Below are 24,705 nucleotides of genomic sequence, written 5' to 3' on the forward strand. Positions count from 1 at the left end.
ATGGACACCAGCCAGGCAAAAGAACTGATCCGCAATCTGTTTACAAACCCCTTCGGCCGGCAGCGCTATGAACACTTTTTACGCAACCTGCTCAACCGTTTTGAACCGCGCAGCCGCCACTACACCGGCAACTACATCCCCGACGCCTTCAAGCCACATGTGAACCAATATTGGCGCATCGGAAAATATGTGGACCCGGACGGCGAGCCGCTGGATCTGCTGGTGGTCGAAGTCAAAACCCTGGCCAAGCTGGAGCGGGCTCGCTCTGCCCTACGCAACTTTGCCGTCAACCGGCTCAAGCAGTTTGAAAAGGAGGCGTCGCTGATCGCTTTTTATGCCAGGGACGACGAAGGCGCGGACTGGCGTTTTTCTTTTGTCAAGATCGAGCACGAAGCCTACAAGGACGATAAAGGCAAGGTCCGGCTCAAACAAGAGCTGACCCCGGCGCGCCGTTATTCTTATCTGGTCGGCGTGCATGAAAACAGCCACACCGCAGCCCGGCAACTGCTACCCATTTTAACCATGGATTACGCTGATCCACGCATCGACCAGATCGAGGCGGCCTTTTCCGTAGAAAAAGTCTCGGACGAGTTTTTCGAGCAGTACAAGCAGTTGTTTCTCAAGCTGGCCAGTCATCTTAAAAACCAGAATTTTTTTCAGTGCAAAACCGAACCAGAGACCGATCAGGCTGTCAGCCGCTTTGCCAAAAAACTCCTCGGCCAGATCGTGTTTCTTTATTTTCTGCAAAAAAAAGGCTGGCTTGGCGTGCCCAAAGAAAAAAATTGGGGCGAGGGTTCCAGGCGATTCCTACGTGAACGCTTCGACCAGATTGTGCAAAGCAGCGGCAGTTATTTTCATGACTTTCTGCAATACCTTTTCTACGAGGCCTTGGCCCTGGAACGTCAAGGAAAAAACCCGAACTACTATTCCCGCTTCGACTGTAAAATCCCCTTTCTAAACGGTGGCCTGTTCGAGGCCGAATACGACTGGCAAAATGAGTCCATCGATCTGCCCAACAACCTGTTCCACAACAACGAAAAAAACAAGGCGGGCGATACCGGCACCGGCATCCTCGATGTTTTTGATCGTTACAACTTTACCATCAAAGAAGACGAGCCTCTGGAAAAAGAAGTGGCCATCGACCCGGAAATGCTCGGCAAGGTGTTCGAGAACATGCTGGAGATCACCGAACGCAAATCCAAGGGCGCCTTCTACACCCCCAGGCAGATAGTCCACTACATGTGTCAGGAAAGCCTGATCCACTACCTGGACAGCAGGCTGAACAGCTACCCTACGAGCTACCAAAAGATCGATTCTCCCCTGACCAGCCCATTCGGCAACGAAGGCCGCAAGAACCAACTCAAACGAACCGCCGAGCATCAGGACATAAAAGTTCCAAAAGAGGATATCGAAACCCTGATCCGCAAAGGACACCTGGCCCTGGAAAACGATACCCGGGTGCTCAACAGAGGCAAGGAAACCAGGGAATACAAATTCCAGTTACCTGAGGCAGTGCGGAAATACGCTAAGGAGATCGACCAGGCATTGGCCGAGATCAAGGTCTGTGATCCAGCCATCGGCTCCGGCGCCTTCCCCGTGGGGCTGCTGCACGAAATCGTGGCTGCCCGGATGGCTCTAGCCCCGCATTCCGACAACACCAGGAGCGCCTACGAACTCAAGCGTCACGCCATTCGGGAATCTATCTACGGCGTGGACATCGACCCTTCGGCCATCGACATCGCCCGGTTGCGCCTGTGGCTTTCCATGATCGTGGACGAGGAACGTTACGACACCATCGAGCCCCTGCCCAACCTCGATTACAAGATCGTGTGCGGGGATTCGTTGCTTGGCATAGAGGTTGATCTGTGCAACCGCCTGCTCTTCAATGAACTTGAAAAGAAAAAAAAGGATTACTTCAACGCTACCAATCGGAATGATAAGAAACGATTACACGAAGAGATCGAAACGCTCATAACCCGGATAACCAACGGCAGGAAAAATTTTGATTTCAAGGTCTTTTTTTCCGAGATCTGGCACGAAAAGGGCGGTTTTGACGTGGTGATCGGCAACCCGCCCTATGTGCAGATCCAGAAATTTTCAGGACAACAGATTCAAAAGGATTGGGAAAAACAGAAATATCAAACTTTTGCCAAGACCGGCGACATCTACGGTCTGTTCTACGAGAAGGGGCACAGCATTCTGTGTGACAAAGGTGTTCTAGCCTTCATCACCTCCAACAAGTGGATGCGGGCAGCCTACGGCAAGAAGTTGCGAAAATTTTTCAGCACGGAAACACAGCCGATCACCTTGATCGATTTTTCCAGCTTCCAAGTCTTTGAGACCGCTACTGTGGATACCAACGTCCTGCTCTTTGAAAAACGCAAACGGACCAAACCGGTTCGCGCCTGCCTGATCAGCCCGGCCTTCACCCGGGGAACACCGCTGGATACCTTTGTGGCAAAGCACAGCATCGAGCTGGACAATCTTTCCGGCGAGAGCTGGGTGATCAGCGACAAGCGCCATTACGAAATCAAAAAACGCATCGAGCTGGTCGGCACCCCGCTCAGGGAGTGGAACATCGCCATCAATTACGGTATTAAAACCGGCTTCAACCAGGCATTCATCATCGACGGCAAAAAAAAGGACGAGCTTATCGCCGCCGACCCCAAATCCGCCGAGATCATCAAACCCATCCTGCGCGGGCGCGACATCAAGCGCTACCGGGTGGATTTTGCGAATTTGTGGCTGATTGCCACCTTTCCCGCTTTGAATCTGAATATCGACGATTATCAGGCCGTGAGGGATTACCTGAAATCATTCGGTCGCAAACTGCATCAGACCGGCGAGGTCATCAGCAGGGACGAGAAAGGCAATGTCGTCAAAAGTCGTAAAAAAACAGGAAACAAGTGGTTCGAGACCCAAGACCAGATCGCCTATTATGGTGAGTTTGCGAAGGAGAAAATTGTCTGGGGAAATCTTGCCCTCAGCAGTCAATTCGCCTTGGCCCCAGCAGGCATGCATATCAACGCACCAAGCCCCCTCATTGCCGGTGGTGATCGCTTTCTGCTTGCAATTCTCAACTCGACAGTTGGAGATTATTACATTCGTTCCTTAGGCGTTACCCGGAATGGGGGCTATTTTGAGTACAAACCCATGTTCGTTGAAAATCTACCGGTTCCGAAATTAGACACCCCCCGAAAAAAACCATTTGAGATATTGGCCGACTACGCTCTCATCACAACGAAAAAAGACCAGAAACTCCAATCCGCCTTTTTCGAACAACTCATCGACGGTCTGGTCTATGAACTTTACTTCCCCGAAGAGATGCGGGCCGCGGGGAAAGAGATCCCCTCCCGAATGGGCGAACTTGCCCCCATCAACGACAACATGAGCGATGAAGAAAAACTCACCATCATCCAGCGCGAGTTTAACCGTCTGTACGATCCGACCCATCCGGTACGAAACGCCATAGAAACTCTGGACAGCGTCGAGGTGGTGCGAACCATCCGGGAAGCGATTAAAAAATAGTGAATTGGGATGAAAAAAAAATTAAAAAACAATAGGACTACATTTTCTGCGTAAGCCACAGGCGAAACTGCAGATAAAAGTTGCAAACTAATAAAAGCTCTTTATCCAACTTCAACAAAAGCAAAAAGAGGCGAAATAAATCCAGAGAAACATATTCAGAACTATCTTCAAATACGAGTTCATTGAGATGGTCATCAAGCACAAACTACAAATCAATAAATAGAAATATTGGTTTACCATTCAATATAAAAAACTTTTTTTAGTAGATTAAAAATAAAGAATGAGGTTTATAATATGACTTGATAATACATTGTGCTATAGCAGACCACTGGTGCAGATGAACAGTAAAAAAGCGTTGCGCAACAAGGATACTGCCGGACAGGTGTAATTCATGAAAATTCATACCATCGAAGTCACCAACTACAAAGCCTTTCTTGGCACCCACAGAATCGACGTGGGGGGAAAGAATCTCTTTATCTATGGAGAAAACGGCAGCGGCAAAAGTTCACTTTACTACGCCCTGAAAGATTTTTTTCAATCGTCCATGGAGGACATTGACCTCGCTCAACTGGAAAACCTGTTTGTCCCATCAGACAAAAGCGGTAAGACTGCCGTCAAGGTTACTTTCAAACCGAACAACCTGGGGCAGAAGCGGAAGAAAACCTATCGCTTTGATTGCTCTACAAACGATACTCGCGCCGCAGGCGACACCAGCATTCGGGATGGCAACCGGCTTAAAAGCTTCCTTACTTACAAACATCTGCTGGCCATTCACCACCTGAAAAAAGACGACGAGATCAACCTGTTCAATCTTCTGGTCAAGGGAGTGCTCAAACATTTCAAATACTCGCTCACTGCAGGCAAGGAACTGGGCGCACTTTGGGACGATGTCGAGGAGGCTGTTGTCCGCAGCACTGGCAAGGAGTACCCAATCAACAAGAAAAGATCAGACGTGAATGCGGCCATCAAAACGTTCAACGAGGCCTTTGGTGAACTGTTTCATCCGGACAGCCCAGAATATATTCTCAAACACGCGCGGCCCTTTCTCGATTATTTCGGCCACAACGTCGAGTTGGTGCTTCGCTTTGCCCAGGTACGGCCCACTAACGATTACCAAGGGTTAGAAGGTAACCAGGTACGGGTTGAGCTCAGTTATGCCGGCAAGCGTATTGAAAAACCCCACTTATTTTTGAACGAGGCGCGGCTGTCGGCCATTGCCATTTCCATTTACCTGGGCATGATCAAGCGCCATGTCCAAGGTATCCCCTGCAAAGTACTCTTTTTGGATGACATTTTCATTGGGCTTGATATTGCTAATCGTCTGCCTTTACTAAAAATTTTGGAAAAGGAATTTCCGGAATACCAGATTTTTATCACCACCTATGACAAACCTTGGTTCGAATACGCCAAAAGCTTCCTCGAGGGAAAATCCGAATGGAAAACCATGGAGTTTTATGTTTCGAGCAGTTATGAGGGATTTGAAGTTCCGGTGATTTTCGACAACCAGAATCTGCTCACCAAGGCGAAAAAACACTTGGGACAAAACGACTACAAAGCGGCTGCAGTGTATGTTCGAGCCGCCTTTGAAAAAATCATCAGGCAGTACTGCGAAAAGAAAAAAAAGGCCGTGGTGTTCAAATCTAAGCTCAATAAGTACACAACAGAAGATTTTTGGAATGTAATGAAAGAGGACATAGATCCTGATTTGAAAGCAAAAATAGAAACCTATCGATCCCTGGTGTTGAACCCTTTCTGTCATTACAATACTGAGCGCTACGAAATCCGTACAGAACTTGAAAAAACCATACAGATGGTTGCGAAACTGAAAGATGAACTGAAATGAATTAGTTTCGACTTAATATAACACTTCCTCTTGAAATAGAGAAGGTTCTCCTTTTTGGTTCATCCGATAATAGCGTACTTAGCCTCATGGATTCCCAAGATTCTGAGCTTGAAGAATTCCATATCCCTGAAGCCGTATGCCTGTCTTTTCATTTTTTTGATTTTATTGTTTGTGCCTTCCATGGGCCCTGACGAGATAGGATGATCATACCAATCAGGGATACTCCGACGATGTAGGGCCATGGTTTTTCCCATTTTCACGAGCTGTTGTATATCTGAGGACAGCGCCGTCTCGATCCAGGATTCCAGAACTTTTTCAGCTGTTTGTTTGTTGGGCTACTCCCATATCTGGCGTAAATCCTCTTTCATGTAATACGCTGTGGCTAGTGGCTCGTTGAGCCGTAAGGCTTCCTTCAGGAGTTCCTGCTCATCACGCTCTTTACTGAGGTTGTCGGGATTCTTCATCAGAATCCAACGTGATCCCTTCAAGACTTTCTTGCGCATGGTGTCATTTAGTTCCCTGTAGAGGCTCCTTCGGATACCCCCTGTGTCAGGAAAGTTGTCGCCTCAATTGATCACCCACAAAAGGGGGCTTTTTGAGGAAATCGAAACGGCCAATGGGGAAATCCGCTTGATTTTTCCTTCTCGATTCTTTATTTTAGGATATGCAGTGAAAATAAAATAAAGACAAACCTTATTTTAGGTTCGAGGCAGGCAGGATGAAGCGAGAACTCCAAGGCAAATACGTGACCATATCGACGGTGGGTGAGAAGGCCCAGGCCTTCGTTCCCGCGCCGTTGCCGCCATATCCACCCATCAACTGGTCGCCGGAGCTGCGCAGCAAGTTCGACCAGGCGCTGCTGGCGCTCGGGCGTCTGGACAGTGTCTCGACCTTGCTGCCGGACACCTCGCTGTTCCTCTACATGTACGTCCGCAAGGAAGCGGTGCTCTCCTCCATGATCGAGGGGACGCAATCGTCGCTTTCCGACCTGCTGCTGTTCGAGCTGGATCAGAAACCCGGCGTGCCACTGAACGACGTGCGGGAGGTCAGCAACTATGTTGCGGCCCTCGACCATGGTCTGCGCCTGCTGGAGGAAGGTCTGCCGCTGTCGCTACGCTTGTTCCGTGACATCCACGGTGTGCTGCTGACCAAGGGCCGGGGAAGCAATCAAACCCCTGGCGAATTGAGGCGCAGCCAGAACTGGATCGGCGGCACCCGGCCGGGCAACGCGGCCTTTGTTCCGCCTCCGCCCGAAGATGTACTGGAGTGCATGAGCAAGCTGGAGCTCTTCCTCCATGACCAACCGGAGCCGACCCCGGTGCTGCTCAAGGCGGCGCTGGCCCATGTGCAGTTCGAGACGATCCACCCATTTCTGGACGGTAACGGCCGTCTCGGTCGACTGTTGATCACGTTACTCCTATGCGAGCAGAAGGTGCTGCGGGAGCCGATGCTCTACCTCAGCCTCTATTTCAAGACGCACCGCCAGTATTACTACGAACTGCTCAACAACGTACGGATGACCGGCGATTGGGAGGCTTGGCTCGACTTCTTCGCCGAGGCCGTGATCGTCACCGCCACCCAGGCGGTGGAAACGGCGCAGCAGCTTCTCGACCTGTCGAACCAGGACCGTGACAAGATCAGTGGTCTGGGACGGGCTGCGGCATCCACCCTGCAGGTTCACCGGGCGCTTATGGAGCATCCCATCGCCACCTCGGGCTCGTTGGTGGAGAAGACCGGCATCACCCCGGCCACGGTCAACAAGGCACTCGGCCACTTGGAACAGCTTGGCATCGTCAAGGAGCTGACCGCCCAGAAGCGTAACCGCCTGTTCAGTTATGTCGACTATATCGAGATCATGAGTCGCGGTACGGAACTGCCGGGTAGGTAGGCCGGTTCGATTCCGGTTTGCGGAATCGAACCGGATGTACGGAGAAACAGGACAGGGTTGTGACGAGGCCGTTGGTATCCGATTATGCTGCAAACCCAGCATCCTCGTTTGGAGCTTGGAAATCGGGAGAGAAAAGTTGCTTCCCGGGTGGGAACTTGGGGCGTGACTCGACTTTCTATGTGAAGCCCTTATTTTCAATGTGTTACGGGATGGTTTGCGGTCGGAGACAGGGTCGCGGTCGAGAGCTGTTTGCTCCACCAGTCCCTTGTTTTTGTATGTCCAAAATATACCGCTTAGACTTGAACGCGTTGAAATTTCAAGCTAAACGGTTTTTTTGTGCCTGTTACTTTCCAAGGGTGTAACGCTGAACCCAAAAAATTTGGGGGTAACTTGCAGGATCAAACGGGGTGCGACCTGGTGGACGGTGTGGGCGGAACGTAACAGGGGGGAACCATGTCTGAGCTGATTCCCAAACATGGCGGGTACCGCAAACTGAAGAGCTTCCAGGTGGCGCAGCTTGTCTATGACGTGACGGTGCGGTTCTGCAACCGGTACATCGACCGCCGCAGCCGCACCCATGACCAGATGGTACAGGCGGCGCGCAGCGGGGTGCAGAACATCGCCGAAGGGTCGCAGGCGTCGGCCACCTCAAAAAAGATGGAACTTAAGCTCACCCAGGTGGCACGCGCCAGTTTGGAGGAATTGAAGCTCGACTATGAGGATTTTCTGCGCCAGCGGGGGCTGGCGCAGTGGGAGAGGGATAATCCGCTGCGGCAGGCGTTGATCGATCAACGTTGCCGAACCGCCGACGAGGTGGCGGCATGGGTGGTGAAAGTGGTGAAGAAAAGTGGCCAATGTGGACAGGATGGGCGGTGTGGACAAATCCGGAAGCCGTCCACCGCGTCCATGGCGTCCACGCTGTCCACCAGAATCTACCCCGAACTTTCCGCCAACGCCGCCCTGACCCTGCTGACGGTGGCCTGCTCACTGCTTGATCGCCAGGTCGAGCGGTTGGCTCAGGACTTTGAAACCCAAGGCGGATTTACCGAGCGTCTGTACCGGGTGCGCTCGGCCAAGCGGAGGAGGCAGGGGCAATGACCCCGACTCCCTACACCGAAGACACACTGGTCCAGCATTTGTTTGCGCCCCGTTGTCCCGTTACATCGTTCCAGGATCACTGGGTCTCCACAGCATTGTTGCAGGATCAGCAAACTTCTTTGCCGATGCAGCGCCCTCCTCTTTATCCATGGATCTTTCCCCGCACCAGGGAAAAAATGATCCCCACCGCGCACATGCATGCAAAAACAAGAAAACACAGCCGCACTGTGTGCAGAAAAATCGGGTACGTCGCCGGTTCAATGGGGGCTGTTCCAAGCATGGCGGCAAAAAGAACCGTTGAGGTTCCCATGCTTACCAGCATGCCCAGGGTACGCATGGTGGAAGAAATGCCTGCGGCCAATCCATAATTTTTCCTGGTTACCGAACCCATGATGGCGTTCATGTTGGGCGAAGAAAACAAGGCAAACCCGATGCCCATGAAACAAAGAATGCTCATGATTGCCAGCAGGGGAAACCCCTCGTCCAGAAAGGCGAACCCAATCAATCCCAAAGCGGTCATGCCCATGCCCACCGAGGCGATGATACCGGGTTCCATCCTGTCGGACAGGCGGCCGGCCAAAGGAGATAGCACGGCCTGGAACACGGGTTGGCAAACGAGGATCATGCCGGCCGTATGAGCCTGCATCCCCTTGATGTACTGCAAATACAAGCTGAGCAGAAACATAACCGCATACGAACCGGAATAATGGATCAGGGCGGCCAGGTTGGAAAAAGCAAACACCCGATTTCCGGTAAAGATACGCATGTTCACAACCGGGAAAGCCCCCTGCTTTTGCATGCGGATGAAAACCACCAGCCCGGCCACACCGCCCATAACCAGCAGCCATCCGGATAGCCCGGGGAGTCTGGGCGCCCCAATGACCAGACCAGCCAGGGAAAGGCCATAGATCACGGAACCGGCCAGATCGAATCTTTCCCCTTGCGTTGTGTCCTCCTCCCGGGGAAGCCGGACACACGCCAGCCCAAAAGCGTACAGTCCCACGGCCGAACCCGTCAGAAAGACTGATCTCCATCCCAGCATATTGGTCATCCAGCCCCCCACAAAAGGTCCCAGGGAAAGCCCCAGATACACGGACGCCACCTGAAATCCCATGGCCCGCCCCCTGAAGGCGGGCGGGAACACGCAGGCCAGTATGGCCACCCCTGTGCACTGGATCATGGCCCCGCCAAGGCCCTGCACCACCCGCATGGCAAGAAGCATGGACATGGATCCGGCAAGGCCGGAACCAAGGGAAGAAACCACAAAGAGCACAACACCGGCGAGGAAAAATCGCCAACGGCCATACATGTCGGCCAATCGGCCCATGGGAACCAGAAACACCGCTGTTGCCAGGAGATAGGAAGTGGTCACCCAGGAAAGGGCAACCGCACTGCTTGCAAAGGTCGATTGGATGTGAGGCAGGGCAATATTGATCCCCGAAAGCATGAAAGGGGTCACAAAAGTGGTCAGACAGACCACCATGAGCACGGACCGTTCAAGATCCGGATTCTCATGGCAGCCCATAAGGGGTTCTTGGGGCTTGTCTGATGGGTTGGTTACATGCATAATGGGAGCCTTTGCGCCCTTCTTGCGGGTTTACGGGGATACGGGTATATTCCTCATACCCATTTCCTGACCGGATAGTTTCATGATAACAGGATGTTAAAAAACACACCCCACGCATCCTCTCCGGCGCATCCATCAAATACAAAGAAGACACGGGTTCGGCCAGAGGCCGTTTCCCCTCTTTTGGGGACATACCAGATATGGGCATTACAACCGACATCATCCTTCTTGTGGTCACCTCGTTTTTCAGCGGCCTGCTCATGCATCGGTTGGGTCAGCCGGTCATTCTGGGCTACGTCCTGGCAGGAGTGCTCCTTGGCCCCCACACCGGCGGACTGACCGTCTCAAGCACCCATGAAATCGAACTTTTGGCCGAAATCGGTGTGGCCCTGCTGCTTTTTGCCCTGGGCCTGGAATTTTCCCTCAAGGATCTCAAACCGGTCAAAAAAATCGCCCTCATCGGGACGCCCATTCAAATTCTCTTGTGCATCGCACTGGGTTTTGGCATCGGACAGACCATGGGGCTGGCCTGGCGCCAGTCCTTGTGGATTGGCGGACTCATCTCCCTTTCCAGCACCATGGTCATCCTGAAGACCCTCATGAATCAAGGATGGCTGGGAACCCTTTCCAGCAAGGTCATGATCGGCATGCTCATTGTCCAGGATCTTGCCGTGATCCCGCTCATGATCATCCTGCCCAAGCTGGACAATCCGGACATGGGACTGTCGGAACTGGGCTATGCAGGGATCAAGGCGATCATCTTCATCGCGTCCATGATCATCCTGGGGACCCGCCTTTTGCCTCGACTCATGACCCATATCGCCCGGATGGGTTCCAGGGAACTCTTTCTCATCGCCATCACCGCCATCGGCCTTGGCATCGGCTACCTGACCCATCTGTTCGGGCTTTCCTTTGCCTTTGGGGCCTTTGTGGCCGGCATGGTTCTCAGCGAATCCGAATATGGGCATCAGGCCCTAAGCGACATCATTCCCCTGCGCGATCTGTTCGGCCTGCTCTTTTTCGCCTCAGTGGGCATGTTGCTTGATCCCCGCTTCCTGTTCCATCATTTCGGAGAAATCCTCATTCTGGTTCTGACCATTGGATTCGGCAAGGGAATCATCTTTGCCACCATCGCCAGGGTGTTCAAGTATGGCAATGTGATTCCCCTGGCCGTGGGGCTGGGCATGTTCCAGATCGGTGAATTTTCCTTTGTTCTCGCCCGCATCGGCGTCAACCAGGGATCCATTGACCGGGAGCTCTTTTCACTGATCTTGACCCTTACCGTGGTCACCATGGTCCTTACCCCCCTTGTCTCCTCCATGACAGCCAGGTTGTACGCCCTCAAAAAACGCTACTTCAGGCACGAACGCCTGGAAACCATCAATGTCCCGCCCAGCGGTCTGCATCATCACGTCATTGTGGCCGGATACGGCCGCATCGGCTCCCAGGTTGCCAGGGTGCTCTCCTGCCTGAATCTTCCCTTTGTGGTCATAGAACTGGATCAAAACCGGGTGGAACTGGCACAAAAAGACAATATTCCGACAATCTACGGGGATGCAACCCATGAGATCGTTCTGGAGGCAGCCTCCCTTCACGCCGCTTCCCTCATGGTCATTACCCTGCCGGACACCCTGCAGACCAGAAGCGTGGCCGTCAGGGTCAGACAACACCACAAAGACCTCCCCATTGTGGCCCGCACTTCCACCCGGGAATCCTTCAAGGAACTTCAGGAACTCGGTGTCAGCGAAATCGTGCTCCCCGAAGTTGAAGCAAGCCTTGAAATGACCCGCAAGACCCTGGTTCATCTGCATATCCCGGCAACGCGCATTCATGAGTACATACAAACCCTTCGTGAACGGTGGAATGCAACCCCCGAACAGCATGAAGAATCCAGCCTGTTTGAACGCATGCAGACGGCAAGCGACATGTTTGATCTCCAATGGGTCACCATAGATGCCAAAAGCCCCCTGGCCGGCCGCACCCTGGAAGAAAACGCCATCCGCAAAACAACCGGCACGTCCGTTCTCGGGGTGGTCCGCAACCAGGAGCTCATTCTCAATCCCGGAGCCGATTTCACCATCCAGGGAGGTGACACCCTGGCCATCATCGGCACGGACAAGGCCAGGGAGACTTTTTTTGCCACCTTCAGCCCGGGTTCATGGTCGCCCATCACCATGCAGGACCCCGGCCCTTTGAACCAATGCCGTTCATGAACACCATGGTCTGACTCGGGTCTCCCCTGGCGCGCCCACAACGTTGCACCGGGTTACTCGTTGCGCAGGTACCCGGCCGGTTTCTTGCCAAGGGCCCGGATGGTTCCCAGAAGTCCCAGGCCCACAGCCATGACAATCCCGGCAATCACCGTGGTCACGGCCAGCAGGGGATCCACCACAAAGGGCATGTGCATGAACCCGGCAATCACCCCCCAGGCTGCCAGGCTGCCTGTCAGGCAGCCGATACACCCCGCTCCCAGCCCTATGACAGCGAATTCCGTCATCAATGCAAGGATGATATCCTTGCGTGTGGCCCCGCAGACTTTGTAGATGACGGCATCATAGATCCTGCGGTGCTGATCCGCTGAAAAGGCCCCGGCAAGAACCAGAAATCCGCTTACAAGGGCCAGTGCCGACACGGATTGGAAAACACGGGCCATGCGCCCGAACAACGCGCCCACATGATCAAGAACATCCTTGATGCGGATGATGGCAACCGTGGGGAAGAGATCACTGACCACGCCGAAAATCCGCGATTCCTGCTCGGGAGTCGCCCTGACGGCTGCCAGAGTGGTTCCCGGGGCCTTGTCCAGCACACCCGGGGCAAAAATGATGGCAAACTGCATGGCCAGAGTGGTCCAGTCCACATCCCGGATATTGGCGATGGTTGCGGTGATGTTGCGGCCAAGCACATTCACCGTCAGGGTATCGCCCACATCCACGCCAAACCCCCGGGCAAGATCAGAGGTCAGGGAGATGAGGGGCTTGCCCTTATAATCCTCCGGCCACCAGATTCCCCGGGCAATGATCGTATCCTCGGGCATGGCACCGGCATAGGTGAGCATGCGATCGCCCCGAACAGCCCAGGACACCTCGGGATCAATGACGACCTGTTCCACGTTTTTCCCGGCTATTTTCATGATCCTTCCCCGGATGACCGGGCGTGCACTCATGTTTTCGGGACCGCTTATCCCTCCAACAACCTCCATGAACCGGGCGGTTTCATGCTGCTGGATATCCATGAAAAAAAAGCTCGGTGCCTTGTCGGCCACGTCCCTTGAAAGGGCCCGGGTCAGATTGGCGTTGACCAGGGCAACCGCAACCAGACAGGTCAGTCCAAGGCCCAGAGCAAATACAAGACTGGTTGTGGGTGCACCAGGCCGGACAATCTGGCCCAGGCCAAGACGCGCCCAGGCATAGGGCAGATACGGAACATGGGCTGCCAGCCAGCACAATCCCCTGGCTGCCAGGGCAAAAACCACGAAACATCCCAGAGTGCCCAGAATGAATCCCAGGGCCAGGCGGGTGTTTTCGGTAAAGGTCATCACAAAAATGACGAGCAGGGCAAAAAACAGCCCGGGCAAAACCCTGGCCAGAAACCCGCCGCCCTGATCCTGATCCACGTATCCCCGAAACAGGGTGGCTGGCGATACGCTCACCGCCCGAACCAGAGTTCCCGAACAAAAGGCCATGGTGGTGCATATGCCGAATAAACCGGCCCGAATCATGGGTTCCACATACACGCCCGTACGCAGGGAAATGGGCAGAACCTCCGAAAAGAACAGGGCCGCCAGGGTCGGAACCAGAGCGCCCAGTACCATGCCGATCCCGGATCCCAGGGCGCCCAGCAGCAGGATTTGCAGAAAATAGGCCCACAAAAGTACGCCTGCGGTCCCCCCCACGCATTTCATCACGGCAATGCGTTTGATGCGCCTGCCAATATACCCCCTTACCGCACCGGAAATGCCCAGGCCGCCGATCAGCAGGGCCGCCAGGCCCATGAGGGTCAAATTGATATCTAACCGCTCCAGAAGTCTGCGTATACTGGGCGCGGCCCGGGAAAAATCACGAATAGCCCAGCCGGCATGGGGAAAGCGCTCCTTGGCCAGGGCCACAAGCTGTTGGGCGTCACCCCCATCCATTTTCACCCGGTAGCGATACCTGACCAGATTGCCCGGCTTGGCAAGGTCGGAACGATTCAAGTCCTTGAGAGCCACCATGACCCGGGGCCCCAGGGAAAACGCCTGGACAATCCTGTCGGGTTCAAAAGTGAGCACGCCGCCAATGCGAAAGGGCATCCCGCCCACGCCAATGACTTCACCCACATGCACCCCGAGACGATCTAGGAGCAGGCCCTCCACAAAACACAAGGGGAGATCCCCCTCATTACCCAAAAGCGCACCAGGTTCTATTCCTTCACGTGTTTGAACCTGTCCATACAAGGGATAGTTGCCATCGACCCCCTTTAATTCCACAAGAAGGGCATCATCCCCGAAACGGGCCATGGTCCGGGTCTCGGCCACCTGACTTATGGTTCCAAAACCCGCAAAAAACGCATGTTGTTCCGTTGTCATCTGCCTGGAGGTGAGCATCACCTCCACATCTCCGCCCATAATGGACCGGGCGTCGGCAAGAAGCCCCTGGCGGGCTGCCTGGGAAAAAGAGCCCACCCCGGTTATGGCAAAGACCCCAAGGATCAGGCAGGCCAGAAAGACCCCGAATTCGCCCTTGCCCTGCCGGAGCTCGCGCCAGCAGATGACCAGGGCGGGCGGCACCAGGCGTGTCCCGGTTCTAGGCATATTCATCCTCCCCGATATCCTGCACCTTGCCCGAAATCATGCGCAACGTTCGCGAACACAGCTTGGCAAGCCCCTGATCATGGGTGATGAGAACAAGCCCGGTACCATGGTTTCGGTGAAGCTCGAACAACGTCTGCATGACCCGTTTGCCGGTATCCTGATCCAGGTTGCCGGTGGGCTCATCGGCCAGGATGACCTTGGGCCGGGTGACAAATGCCCTTGCCAGGGCAACCCGCTGCTGCTCGCCACCGGAAAGCTGGGCCGGATAATGGTTGCTCCGTGCGGCAAGTCCCACGGCGTCCAGGGCCTCGCGTGCCCGCTTGAGGGGGTGGGGCTTGCGCGCGAACTCCAGGGGCAGGGCCGTGTTTTCCAAGGCGGTCATGGAACCGATGAGATGAAACGACTGAAATACAATGCCCATATTCGCCCGCCTGAACCGGGCCAGCTGATTTTCGGTCATGTTGTCCAGACGGGTGCCGGCAATACGCACCTCACCGGAAGTGGGACGTTCAAGACCGGCCATGACCATCATGGTGGTGGTCTTGCCCGAACCCGACGGGCCCACAATGGCCAGGGTCTCCCCCTGGGGAAGAACAAGATCGATTCCCCGCAGGATATTGACCTCACCGCCCGGCCCGGTTAGCGTTACATGGATGTTAACAAGTTCGACAACGGGTGATTTCATGACACCATTCCTGTGGGGAGCATGGACTCGCATCCTGCTCCTTGTTGGCTGTTTGTTCATCGTTCCTGCCGGTCTGCCGGCACACGCTCAATCCCCGGATTCAACCCCAACCATGCACATTCTCGCCTTTGGAGACAGTCTGACTGCCGGATACCGCCTTGGCCCGCAGAAATCCTTTGCCTCCCGGCTCGAGGCCGCCCTGCTCCAGGAAGGATATGATGTCCGGGTGACCAATGCCGGGATTTCCGGAGACACCACCAGTGCGGGCCGATCCCGTCTGGCCTGGTCCCTGGAAGACACGCCCCACCTGGTCATTCTGGAACTGGGAGCCAATGACGCCCTTCGGGGCATCGACCCGGCCATCATACGCGACAATCTTGCAGCCATGATCAAGGCATGTCTTGCCACAGGAAGCCGCGTGCTTTTGTGCGGCATAACACCGCCCGGCAATTTCGGGCCCCAATACGCCCGGACCTTTTCCGCCATGTACGAGGAACTGGCCGAACAATTCACTATTCCCCTGTATCCTGCATTTCTCAAGGACATTCTGGGCAACCCGCGCCTGACCCTGGACGACGGTCTCCACCCCAATCCCCAGGGCGTGGACAAAATGGTTGCCAACATCCTGCCCCAGGTAACATCCCTTCTTGACGATATCATGTCCGAGTCTGTTCACTCCCTGGAGCACGACCGTCCCGACTGATCACCACCCCGACCATGACGCAAGCGGCTCCCACCCATTGCAGGGGCAGCAGAGTTTCTTCAAAGACCAGCCAGCCCAAAAACAGGGCAAAAACAGGAACAAGATTGGTAAAGGCCGAGGCCTGGCCGGCAGGAAGCCTGCTCACGCCAAAGTTGTACAACCCATACGCGCCCATGCTCACGGCCACGGCCAGATACACAATGGCCAGAACCGGGATAAGGGGAAGGGTCTCGGGAAAATGAATCCAGGGCAGACTCACAACAGGAACCGTAAAAAAGACACTCCCCACCAGTGTCTGGACCGCCGTGAGAAAAAGGGGTGGATACCGCGCACTCAATTTTTTCAGACAGATGGTGTATCCCGCTCCCCAGCACATGGCACCCAGTTCGAGAATGTTCCCCAGAAGCGGACGGGGCGCACCGGCCTCGGGGGTTCCGTTCAGACTCATGAGCACCGCACCGGAAATGGCCACGCAAAACCCGGTCATGGTTCGCCTGCTGATGCGTTCTCCGAGAAAAAAACGGGCCATGAGGGCAACGATCAGGGGAAGCATGGCCGTGATCATCCCGGCCTGGGAGGCAGTTGTCTGGGTCAGGGCATAGGCCTCAAAGGTAAAATACATGCAGGGTTCGCACAAGGCCATGAGCACGAGATATTTCCAGTCCCCGGGCAGATACACGACCCGGGAAAACCGTTTCCATACACAGACAAAGACGAAAAAGGCAATGAGCATCCGTGCCCAGATGGTCACCAAAGGATCGAATCCGGTAAAGGCAATCTTCAAAGCCAGAAAAGAACTTCCCCAAAGCAGCATGGCCAGAATCAAGCCGAGAACCGGCATTGTGTCAGAGCCAAAAAGACTGAATGTTTTCACCACGAATATTCCCTGCATCTTGCAACAAGCACTACAACAACATACTGCATCTGATCCTCAAGGATTCTGCCAGCAAAATGATCAGGCAGCATGATGCGCATAAATCTTCAGCATAATGCGCTTACGCCTCCAACCGCCTTTCCCTTGACCATTGGCCCGGGAAAACTTACCCAAACACCGAAACAATTCCCATAAGCCCTGGTGGATCGCATGGCCAAAATCAGAAAACAATATCGATTGTCCAAAAGATACCATACCTGCACCTGCGATGAGCACGAATTTGTCATTGACTGGAGTTCAACAGAACTCGTTGATATCAATTTCGATACGCCCGAGCTGTATATCCCGGAAGGCCGGACCATGTGGTTTGTCAGCACATGCAAGACCTGCCACAACAAGATTCTGCACGGCCGCCGATTGTGCGACCCCAGAATCACGGGCAAACGGCTTATCCTGGAAGCCGTGCGCACGGCCAGCATCAACCTGCCCCTTCGCAAACAAAGCGGTCTGCCCCGCAGGATTAAGGCCTTGTGGGAGAAATACAATTCCTCTCTCTACCACCATGAAATCCAAACCTGCTTTGCCCACCATTGTCCGTAACCGCATATCAAACCCCAAGGCTTGACAATATCCATTTCGTACACATTCTCAAAGACCGGATACATCGGCCTTTCCAGAAACGTTATACGTCCTGATCTTCCTACACCTTCCAAGAGGTTTCCATGATTTGTCACAAATGCCACCAAGCAGAATACGAAGATATCGTCACCCAGTACAAGATGGAGTGCCAGAACAGATTGTTCAACTTTGAAAACGTACCCGCCAAAAAATGTCCGCAATGCGAACACCTTTTCATTGAAGAATCAGTGATCCGTACGTTGCTTTTCAGGACGCAGAAGGTCAATCAATGTCCCGGCATTGCCTATCACAAGGCCAAATGGGGCCCGGAACTGGAAGAAGAAGCCCTGCAGGCCAAGACAGGCAACACGGAACCGGATACCCGGGACAGCCTCAACAAGGTCATCCGCTACATCGACAAGAACAAAAAACGCCTGCAGGACACCAAAACAACCAAAAAGAATATTCTCAAACTCTTCAAGTGGACTTTTGACCAGGAAACCGGCGTCAAAAAGGACCATGTTGTCAATGAAATCCTCCTGAAAATCCGGGAACGTCAGCAGGGCGTATCCACCTTTGCCTGCAAAACAACCCCCACAGCAGCCTTTGATACCTTCGAGTACATACTGGCTGTCACCGAAGAGGATGCCTGGTTTTTTGCCCGGCACGACACAACAGCACCCATCTACCATCTGATCTGATCCCTTTGCCCCGGCAAGGCGATGCCTGCCAGGGGGTTCTTCCCGTAACGGCGCCAACAGGACACCCCACCACGTCACAACATGGTGGGGTGTCCTGTTGGCGCATCTGCTGTCTTCCCGCCCTTTTCACGGTAAAGCCGGTGCCGGGCATGGCTGCAGGCAACGCCAGGTTTCTGCAAGGCAAAGACATCACTCCCAGCCGGTATGCACAAACCCGTCAAGCCATTGCCACCATGCGCGGACCCGTTTGCGACGCCATGACCGAAGCAGACAGGCAGCGCGGGCAACCCTGGATTCGAGTCGTGTTCTGCCTGCGTCATTGGCAATGATCAGATCGCACTTGGCAAGCTTGTCCCCTTGGGACCACTGCCAGGAATCCACAAGAGACATGGTCTCATCGGACCAGCCCCGGTCCTTGAGCCGTGAAGCCCTCAAGGAATCCGGACAAAAAATACCCAGGATATGGTCGAACAGATCCCTGTGGTGCCAGCCCGACTCCATGAGCAAGGGCACCTCGCTCACGGTCATCCGGGCATGAGCATGTTCGTCCAGAAACCGCTCAAGATCCCATTGGACCATGGGATGGATCATAGCTTCGATTTCCCGACGCAGACCAGGATCACTGCACATGGCCCGGAAAAGTTTCCCCTTGTCCACGGGTGCTGTTGCGCAGGGAACAAAACGCTCGCCAAACCGGGCACGCATAACCTCCCATCCGTCCCCGCCCGGGGCATACAGGCGGGCAACGCATGCGTCCGCCGACCAGACCGGCACGCCCAGACCGGCAAAGGCGGCAAGGACCGTGCTCTTGCCGGATCCGCTCATGCCGGTGAGTCCCACATGCTGGGGCCTTCTGCTGGCAAGCACAAGGGCACGCACCATATCCCTGGGCGGCTCCTTGACAAAAGAACAACGCTTTTTCGTGGTCGGATGGACAAAGCCCAACCGCCAGGCATGGAGCATCTGACGATCAACCACCCTGTCAAGCAAGGCCGCGTTGACAGAAGGTGACGTGTGCCCGAGGGCGTACACCCCGTCACCCACCAGGGGATGACCGATACGGGCCATGTGGACGCGTACCTGGTGCGTACGGCCGGTATGAATACGCACGCCCACCAGACTGTAACAGCCATCAGGACTCGCCCAGACAACCTTGTAGGTGGACCTGGCAGGACGCCCGCCCTTGTCAACCACGGCCATGCGCGTCCTGATGGAAGGATGGCGGCCAATGGGATAGTCGATCTCCCCCGTGGAGGGCGCAGGCACACCATGCACCATGGCCAGGTACTCCTTGTCCATCTCCCGTCGGGCAAAAGCCTTGATAAGGGCAAGTCGTGCGGTCTCGTTTTGGGCAACCATCATCAGGCCGGAGGTATCCTTGTCCAGTCGGTGAACAATGCCCGGACGCTCGGGATCCATGGAAGCCATGTGGGGAAAATGGTACAGCAGGATATTGACCAGGGTCTGACCAGTCACGCTGGGGGCGGGATGCACCGTGAGTCCTGCTGGCTTGTTGATGACCAGGATATCATCATCCCTGTACACCATATCAAGGTTGCCGCCTCTGGGAGCCGCTCCCTGTTGCAGGCTTTCGGCATCCAGACGCACCTGCTGACCGGCTCCCAGCCGGGTGTTGGGTTTTGTGCATATCCTGCCCTCCACCCAAGCGCGTCCGCGCCTGATCCATTTCTGGATCTTCGACCGGGAGATACCCTCCCCCTCAAGCACGACAGACCAGAAAACATCCAGCCGGTCCCCGGCATGGACATCGTCTACGATCTTGTTCCATTGGACCTCGTTGTCATCCACGCGTTTCATCCTGGCTCCAACCGCAAATATTGATTCCCATGCATGCGGGGCAAGGTTCCAGCCACCCCGATGTTTCCCTCTTGCACAAGGGGTGCATGGCCTCTTGTGAAGATTCCCTCGAACATGCCCCCATGATACGTCATGTCAGCACATCCAAAAAGACCGGGCCATGCTTACATGACCCGGTCTTGCCGTATCTCGGAAAGGATGGACACACCATGGCCCCGACCTTTATCCGGAGTATTCATAGGTTCCGCTACGACCCCCGCTCTTGTGGAGCAGTTTGCAATCGGTGATGACAATATCCCGCTGTACCGCCTTGCACATGTCGTAGATGGTCATGGCAGCGCATTGGGCGGCCACCAGCGCCTCCATCTCCACACCTGTTCCTGCCGTGGTTCTGGCTTCAGCCTGGATGTGGATTATGTTCCTGGAGGTGTCCACCTCGAACCTGACGTCAAGAAAGCTCAAAAGCAGGGGATGACACATGGGGATGAGTTCCCAGGTCTTCTTGGCTGCCTGGATGCCGGCAATCTTGGCGGTTGTCAGGACATCGCCCTTGGGAAGGGCCTTGTTCATCAGCAGTTCCATGGTCCTGGCATTGACCACCACACTGGTTCCGAAAACGGCCTTGCGCAGGGTGTTTGGCTTGTGGCCCACATCCACCATGGTCACATTGCCGTCTTCATCAATATGCGTCAGCCCCTGATCCATGTCAGTCGCCCATAACCTTCTTTGATGTCTTACGGAAAAAATCCTTGACCTTTTCCATGGGTTTTTCCTGATCGAGTTTCTCGAATTCCCGAAGCAGTTCTTCCTGGCGTTTGGAAATGCGTTTCGGGGTGAGAACCTTGATTTCCACCAGAAGATCGCCCTTTTGCCCTGTGTTCAAATAGGGAATGCCCATGGATGGAAGCCGCAGCACCGTGCCGCTTTGCGTTCCCTTGGGAATATCCATGGGAACGGGATCATCCAGAGTGGGTACTTCAATGCGAACCCCCAGGGTGGCCTGAACAAAGGTGATTTCTGCAGAGGTGATCAGATCCTGGCCCTGACGCTTGAAAACCTTGTCCTCTTCCACATAGATGACCACATACAAATCACCATGTGGTCCTCCGTTGGAACCGGGTTCACCTTCTCCGCGCAGACGCAAGCGACTGCCGTTGTCCACTCCTGCAGGGATGCGTACGCTCAATTCCTTGTTGACATTGACCTGTCCCCGCCCGCGGCACTTGGAACAGGGATGGGCAATGACCTCGCCACGACCATGGCAGACAGGACAGGCCACGGCAATGCGGAAAAAGCCCTGGCTCTGGTACACCTGGCCCTGGCCATTACAATGCCGACAGGTTTCAGGTGAGGTGCCCGGTTCGGCACCGCTTCCCGCACATTGGTCACAAACTTCCTTTTTGGGGATCTTGAGTTTGGCCTCCATGCCCTTGGCCGCATCCCGAAAGGAAATGGTCAGGTTGTACCGAAGATCCGCCCCTGCCTGGGGCCGTGGTCCCCTGCCGGAAGCTCCAAACCCGAAAATATCGCCGAAAATATCGCCAAAAGCGCTGAAAACGTCTTCCGTGGATTGGAAGCCCTCAAAACCGTTTCCGTTCATGCCGGCATGGCCAAACTGGTCATACCGTTGACGCTTGCCCTCATCCCGGAGGACTTCATAGGCCTCGGCGGCCTCCTTGAACATGGCCTCGGCTTCGGGATCATCCGGATTGCGATCAGGATGATACTTCAAGGCCAGTTTGCGATAGGCTTTTTTGATCGCATCTGCGGATGCGTCTTTGGGTACACCAAGGACCTCGTAATAATCCCTTTTGGACATATGCTTCCTCGCCCTTATTCCGGATCAGTAGTCTTGGCAGGACGAACCTTCCCGGCTGCGATCTCCCGCAAGGCCGTGACAATTTCCTTGTTGTCACATTCGATCATTGGTCGGTAACCTTCCCGGTACTGCTTGACCCGCTCGATAGCCAACTGGCAAACCATGAATCGGTTGTTCACCTTGGCAAGGCAATCTTCAACAGTAATTCTCGCCATGCAACCTCCCTTGCAACGAGCAGCAGGACGTTTCTGGTGGCCCGCACACGGGTGATCACCACAAAAGCCGCACTGCATATTGGATATGCTGATTTAGATATTGACGTGGAAAACGAAAAAAAATAGGGGACAACGCTCCACTTGTCAACCGCAAACAGGTCCGGAACCAGCTCCAGACGTCTTGTGATCGACCCTGAAGAACGTCCTCCGGAAACCGCTAGTTCCCTGCAGGAATCGTGGCCGAGGCAACGGCCTTGGATATGTAGTCGCGAATATTGTCAGGGCTGAGTCCCGGCAGAAAAAGGGCCTCCTTGGGGCATGTTGCCTGGCAGACCCCGCATCCCTTGCACAGGCGGGGATGAACAAAAACAACCTTCTTGCCCGGTCGGTTCCTGTTGGGCACAATTTCAAGCGCATTTGTAGGACAGGTATCAACACACATGGAACACCCATCGCATCGATCACGGTCTATGTGGATGACCTGATCCTGGGATACATCAGAAAACACATCATCATTGACAACAAATTCCATGTCATTTCTCCAAGCCTCTAAAATATTTTTTCCACGAACCCTCTGTGGCACCAACCGGCTCCGGAGTTGTCGCCCAAACAGCCCGATATTACCCTGTCCGTTCCATGCCCAACATCCTCAACCTGCCGATTTCATTGAAATGGTGATTGAACGACCCGGCCTGTAACAGACAACACGCAATACCGTAAAGACATAACGAGACATGGGCAAAAGTCAATGGCCCCTACAACGAGACACGTCATGCTCAAACGCAGAAACCTCACCTTTGCCCAACGAAGCTGTATCGGCAAAAGCGGAAAGATCATCCAGCAAACCGGCATGCTGCACCAAGGCGCCCGCGTGGGCGTGGCCGTTTCAGGCGGCAAGGACAGCTGGGTTATGCTTCAGGCCCTTCGCATGCGCCAGAAAATCCTTCCCTATCCGTTCGAAATCATGGCCCTGCATCTCAACCCCGGATTCGACCCCAGGGACCATGCCCCCCTGCACCAATGGCTGGCAAAGCACAACATTCCCGCCCACATCGAGCTCACCGACTACGGTCCCCGGGCCCACTCGCCGGAAAACAGAAAAAAATCCCCCTGCTTTTTCTGTTCCTGGTTTCGGCGCAAACATCTTTTTGACCTGTGCAGACGCTACCGGTTGACCCACCTGGCCCTCGGGCACACAAGCGACGACCTGGTCCAGACCTTTTTCATGAACCTGTTCAAGACAGGCAAGGTCGCGGGTCTCTCCCCCAGGGAACAATATTTTGACGGTCGTCTCGTTCTGATTCGCCCCATGCTCCTTTTGGATGAAAAAACCATCGCCACTGCAGCCAGACAATGGAAATTCCCGATCACGACCACATCATGTCCCTCGGCAGGCACGACCCAGCGGAGCCGGACCGGGGAGTGGCTCAAGGAACTTACACGCAAAGATCCAACCCTCAAAAAAAATATTTTCAATGGATTGCGCCGATGGCAACTTGACGAAACAGCAAAGTTTTCTTAGCCACCACTATCCAATGCACGATGGGAGGTTGATGATTCCGCTTTCCCTTTTTTCCGCGTGCCATAAAAAAACCCCAAGGCGACATCATGCTCATGGACAAGTATAAAATAGTCATTTTTCATGGAACAAAAGGATCATGCCGCCAAATTTCCTGCAGCAAATGGTTCCTCATGTTTCTGATTGTCTTCATCACGGGGCTGCTGGGGAGCAATTTCTATCTCTATCGCCATTGGTCAAAAGCTCGTCATTGTCAGCGCCAGTTGGCTGCGGTAACCAAAGAAAATCGAGAACAAAAAATCCAACTTGCCAGCTTCAGCAGTAAATTCAAAAAGATGGCTGAAGATATCAACCGTCTCCAGGAATTCAACACACGCATTCGGGTCATGGTCGATCTTGATCATCCCTCCTTTGAAAATAGCATGACCGGTCTTGGCGGTCCCCGCAGCAAGGATTTGGACAACGAATTCTTTCCCCTGTACCAGACAGAACGTTTGGCAAGAAGGATGCATTCCTTCATTGATCAATTGTCAACCAATGCCAAGCTCGAAGAACTACGCCAACAGGAAATCATTTCCATCATCCAGAAAAAGGAAGACATTCTGGCCCGGACACCTTCCATCTGGCCCACCAAGGGATGGCTGACCTCCAAATTCGGATACCGTAAATCCCCGTTCACGGGTCAGCGGGAATTCCACAAAGGACTGGACATTTCGGCTCCCAAGGGAACGCCCATCTACGCAAGCGCCGAAGGCAAGGTTGTCATGGTCCACCGGACGCATGGCTATGGCAAAAATATCCTGATTGACCATGCCAACGGCATTGTCACCCGCTATGCCCACTTGAGTAAATACGCTGTCAAAAAAGGGGACCGGGTCAAACGTGGCCAACTCATTGCTTATGTGGGTAATACCGGTCGCAGTACGGGTCCTCATCTTCACTATGAAGTCCGTGTCAACGGCGTCCCCGTCAATCCGCTCCGCTATATTCTTGACTGATCCCGCCCGCCATACATCTTTATGGTCCATGAATTGCTA

General features: G+C 54.3%; 19 protein-coding genes and 1 pseudogene. 10 read left to right on the forward strand and 10 right to left on the reverse strand.

The window, feature by feature from the left end:
- Together DPF_RS08740 and DPF_RS08745 are read left to right on the forward strand one after the other, a co-directional pair.
- Entirely contained in the window at positions 1-3,528 is a 3,528-nt protein-coding gene (locus DPF_RS08740) for an Eco57I restriction-modification methylase domain-containing protein (protein ID WP_069859136.1), read from the forward strand.
- Between the two features lie 391 nt (positions 3,529-3,919).
- Entirely contained in the window at positions 3,920-5,371 is a 1,452-nt protein-coding gene (locus tag DPF_RS08745; RefSeq protein WP_069859138.1) for an AAA family ATPase, read from the forward strand.
- Positions 5,372-5,430: 59 nt separating this feature from the next.
- Here the strand turns inward: DPF_RS08745 and DPF_RS14305 are convergent.
- Positions 5,431-5,910, reverse strand: a pseudogene (locus DPF_RS14305) (ISL3 family transposase).
- Positions 5,911-6,089: 179 nt separating this feature from the next.
- Here DPF_RS14305 and DPF_RS08755 point away from each other — a divergent pair.
- Both DPF_RS08755 and DPF_RS08760 read left to right on the forward strand, forming a co-directional pair.
- The gene (locus DPF_RS08755; protein WP_069859142.1) at positions 6,090-7,259 is read left to right on the forward strand and encodes a Fic family protein; all 1,170 of its coding nucleotides are present in this window, start codon (positions 6,090-6,092) and stop codon (positions 7,257-7,259) included.
- Between the two features lie 453 nt (positions 7,260-7,712).
- Positions 7,713-8,357, forward strand: coding sequence for a four helix bundle suffix domain-containing protein (locus DPF_RS08760; protein WP_069859143.1), 645 nt, complete (start codon positions 7,713-7,715; stop codon positions 8,355-8,357).
- A 142-nt stretch (positions 8,358-8,499) separates the two neighbouring features.
- Here DPF_RS08760 and DPF_RS08765 read toward each other — a convergent pair whose 3' ends face one another.
- Complete coding sequence (locus DPF_RS08765) at positions 8,500-9,924, reverse strand: MFS transporter (protein ID WP_218069976.1); 1,425 nt, start codon at positions 9,922-9,924, stop codon at positions 8,500-8,502.
- Between the two features lie 200 nt (positions 9,925-10,124).
- On the opposite strand from DPF_RS08765, the gene DPF_RS08770 reads away from it, so the two are divergent.
- Positions 10,125-12,137 carry a monovalent cation:proton antiporter family protein gene (locus tag DPF_RS08770; protein WP_069859147.1) on the forward strand — a complete coding sequence of 671 codons (2,013 nt, stop codon included), beginning with the start codon at positions 10,125-10,127 and terminating at the stop codon, positions 12,135-12,137.
- Between the two features lie 53 nt (positions 12,138-12,190).
- On the opposite strand, the gene DPF_RS08775 is transcribed toward DPF_RS08770, so the two are convergent.
- A complete protein-coding gene (locus tag DPF_RS08775; protein WP_176724217.1) occupies positions 12,191-14,716 on the reverse strand; it encodes an ABC transporter permease in 2,526 nt (841 codons plus the stop codon).
- Positions 14,709-15,401, reverse strand: coding sequence for an ABC transporter ATP-binding protein (locus tag DPF_RS08780; protein WP_069859151.1), 693 nt, complete (start codon positions 15,399-15,401; stop codon positions 14,709-14,711). Before DPF_RS08780 ends, DPF_RS08775 begins: the two co-directional genes overlap by 8 nt.
- On the opposite strand from DPF_RS08780, the gene DPF_RS08785 reads away from it, so the two are divergent.
- Entirely contained in the window at positions 15,400-16,104 is a 705-nt protein-coding gene (locus DPF_RS08785) for an arylesterase (protein ID WP_069859153.1), read from the forward strand. The genes DPF_RS08780 and DPF_RS08785 overlap by 2 nt on opposite strands.
- Here DPF_RS08785 and DPF_RS08790 read toward each other — a convergent pair.
- Positions 16,058-16,978, reverse strand: a complete 921-nt coding sequence (locus DPF_RS08790) for a DMT family transporter (RefSeq protein ID WP_069859156.1) — start codon at positions 16,976-16,978, stop codon at positions 16,058-16,060. The genes DPF_RS08785 and DPF_RS08790 overlap by 47 nt on opposite strands.
- A gap of 210 nt (positions 16,979-17,188) precedes the next feature.
- On the opposite strand from DPF_RS08790, the gene DPF_RS08795 reads away from it, so the two are divergent.
- Both DPF_RS08795 and DPF_RS08800 read left to right on the forward strand, forming a co-directional pair.
- Complete coding sequence (locus DPF_RS08795) at positions 17,189-17,578, forward strand: hypothetical protein (protein WP_069859158.1); 390 nt, start codon at positions 17,189-17,191, stop codon at positions 17,576-17,578.
- 122 nt (positions 17,579-17,700) lie between these two features.
- Positions 17,701-18,297, forward strand: coding sequence for a hypothetical protein (locus DPF_RS08800; protein WP_069859160.1), 597 nt, complete (start codon positions 17,701-17,703; stop codon positions 18,295-18,297).
- Positions 18,298-18,486: 189 nt separating this feature from the next.
- Here DPF_RS08800 and coaE read toward each other — a convergent pair whose 3' ends face one another.
- From coaE to DPF_RS08825, 5 genes are all read right to left on the reverse strand, one after another.
- The gene (gene coaE, locus DPF_RS08805; protein ID WP_069859162.1) at positions 18,487-20,115 is read right to left on the reverse strand and encodes a dephospho-CoA kinase; all 1,629 of its coding nucleotides are present in this window, start codon (positions 20,113-20,115) and stop codon (positions 18,487-18,489) included.
- Between the two features lie 222 nt (positions 20,116-20,337).
- Complete coding sequence (gene moaC / locus DPF_RS08810; RefSeq protein WP_069859164.1) at positions 20,338-20,820, reverse strand: cyclic pyranopterin monophosphate synthase MoaC; 483 nt, start codon at positions 20,818-20,820, stop codon at positions 20,338-20,340.
- A gap of 1 nt (position 20,821) precedes the next feature.
- Positions 20,822-21,934, reverse strand: a complete 1,113-nt coding sequence (gene dnaJ / locus DPF_RS08815) for a molecular chaperone DnaJ (RefSeq protein ID WP_069859165.1) — start codon at positions 21,932-21,934, stop codon at positions 20,822-20,824.
- A 14-nt stretch (positions 21,935-21,948) separates the two neighbouring features.
- Positions 21,949-22,149, reverse strand: a complete 201-nt coding sequence (rpoZ, locus tag DPF_RS08820; RefSeq protein WP_069859167.1) for a DNA-directed RNA polymerase subunit omega — start codon at positions 22,147-22,149, stop codon at positions 21,949-21,951.
- Between the two features lie 217 nt (positions 22,150-22,366).
- Positions 22,367-22,681, reverse strand: a complete 315-nt coding sequence (locus DPF_RS08825) for a 4Fe-4S binding protein (RefSeq protein ID WP_069859170.1) — start codon at positions 22,679-22,681, stop codon at positions 22,367-22,369.
- Positions 22,682-22,921: 240 nt separating this feature from the next.
- On the opposite strand from DPF_RS08825, the gene DPF_RS08830 reads away from it, so the two are divergent.
- Together DPF_RS08830 and DPF_RS08835 are read left to right on the forward strand one after the other, a co-directional pair.
- Positions 22,922-23,671, forward strand: a complete 750-nt coding sequence (locus DPF_RS08830) for a tRNA lysidine(34) synthetase (protein WP_069859172.1) — start codon at positions 22,922-22,924, stop codon at positions 23,669-23,671.
- A 170-nt stretch (positions 23,672-23,841) separates the two neighbouring features.
- The gene (locus DPF_RS08835) at positions 23,842-24,666 is read left to right on the forward strand and encodes a M23 family metallopeptidase (RefSeq protein ID WP_231702162.1); all 825 of its coding nucleotides are present in this window, start codon (positions 23,842-23,844) and stop codon (positions 24,664-24,666) included.
- Positions 24,667-24,705: the final 39 nt, after the last annotated feature.

The sequence above is a fragment of the Desulfoplanes formicivorans genome (genome assembly GCF_001748225.1).
Taxonomy (GTDB): Bacteria; Desulfobacterota; Desulfovibrionia; order Desulfovibrionales; family Desulfomicrobiaceae; genus Desulfoplanes; species Desulfoplanes formicivorans.

Bases quoted from the DNA above. Each gene is read 5' to 3' on its own strand.
- DPF_RS08740 (WP_069859136.1), top strand. From the start codon at position 1: ATGGACACCAGCCAGGCAAAAGAACTGATCCGCAATCTGTTTACAAAC.
- DPF_RS08745 (WP_069859138.1), top strand. From the start codon at position 3,920: ATGAAAATTCATACCATCGAAGTCACCAACTACAAAGCCTTTCTTGGC.
- DPF_RS08755 (WP_069859142.1), top strand. From the start codon at position 6,090: ATGAAGCGAGAACTCCAAGGCAAATACGTGACCATATCGACGGTGGGT.
- DPF_RS08760 (WP_069859143.1), top strand. From the start codon at position 7,713: ATGTCTGAGCTGATTCCCAAACATGGCGGGTACCGCAAACTGAAGAGC.
- DPF_RS08765 (WP_218069976.1), bottom strand. From the start codon at position 9,924: ATGCATGTAACCAACCCATCAGACAAGCCCCAAGAACCCCTTATGGGC.
- DPF_RS08770 (WP_069859147.1), top strand. From the start codon at position 10,125: ATGGGCATTACAACCGACATCATCCTTCTTGTGGTCACCTCGTTTTTC.
- DPF_RS08775 (WP_176724217.1), bottom strand. From the start codon at position 14,716: ATGCCTAGAACCGGGACACGCCTGGTGCCGCCCGCCCTGGTCATCTGC.
- DPF_RS08785 (WP_069859153.1), top strand. From the start codon at position 15,400: ATGACACCATTCCTGTGGGGAGCATGGACTCGCATCCTGCTCCTTGTT.
- DPF_RS08780 (WP_069859151.1), bottom strand. From the start codon at position 15,401: ATGAAATCACCCGTTGTCGAACTTGTTAACATCCATGTAACGCTAACC.
- DPF_RS08795 (WP_069859158.1), top strand. From the start codon at position 17,189: ATGGCCAAAATCAGAAAACAATATCGATTGTCCAAAAGATACCATACC.
- DPF_RS08800 (WP_069859160.1), top strand. From the start codon at position 17,701: ATGATTTGTCACAAATGCCACCAAGCAGAATACGAAGATATCGTCACC.
- coaE (WP_069859162.1), bottom strand. From the start codon at position 20,115: ATGAAACGCGTGGATGACAACGAGGTCCAATGGAACAAGATCGTAGAC.
- moaC (WP_069859164.1), bottom strand. From the start codon at position 20,820: ATGGATCAGGGGCTGACGCATATTGATGAAGACGGCAATGTGACCATG.
- dnaJ (WP_069859165.1), bottom strand. From the start codon at position 21,934: ATGTCCAAAAGGGATTATTACGAGGTCCTTGGTGTACCCAAAGACGCA.
- rpoZ (WP_069859167.1), bottom strand. From the start codon at position 22,149: ATGGCGAGAATTACTGTTGAAGATTGCCTTGCCAAGGTGAACAACCGA.
- DPF_RS08825 (WP_069859170.1), bottom strand. From the start codon at position 22,681: ATGGAATTTGTTGTCAATGATGATGTGTTTTCTGATGTATCCCAGGAT.
- DPF_RS08830 (WP_069859172.1), top strand. From the start codon at position 22,922: ATGCTCAAACGCAGAAACCTCACCTTTGCCCAACGAAGCTGTATCGGC.
- DPF_RS08835 (WP_231702162.1), top strand. From the start codon at position 23,842: ATGTTTCTGATTGTCTTCATCACGGGGCTGCTGGGGAGCAATTTCTAT.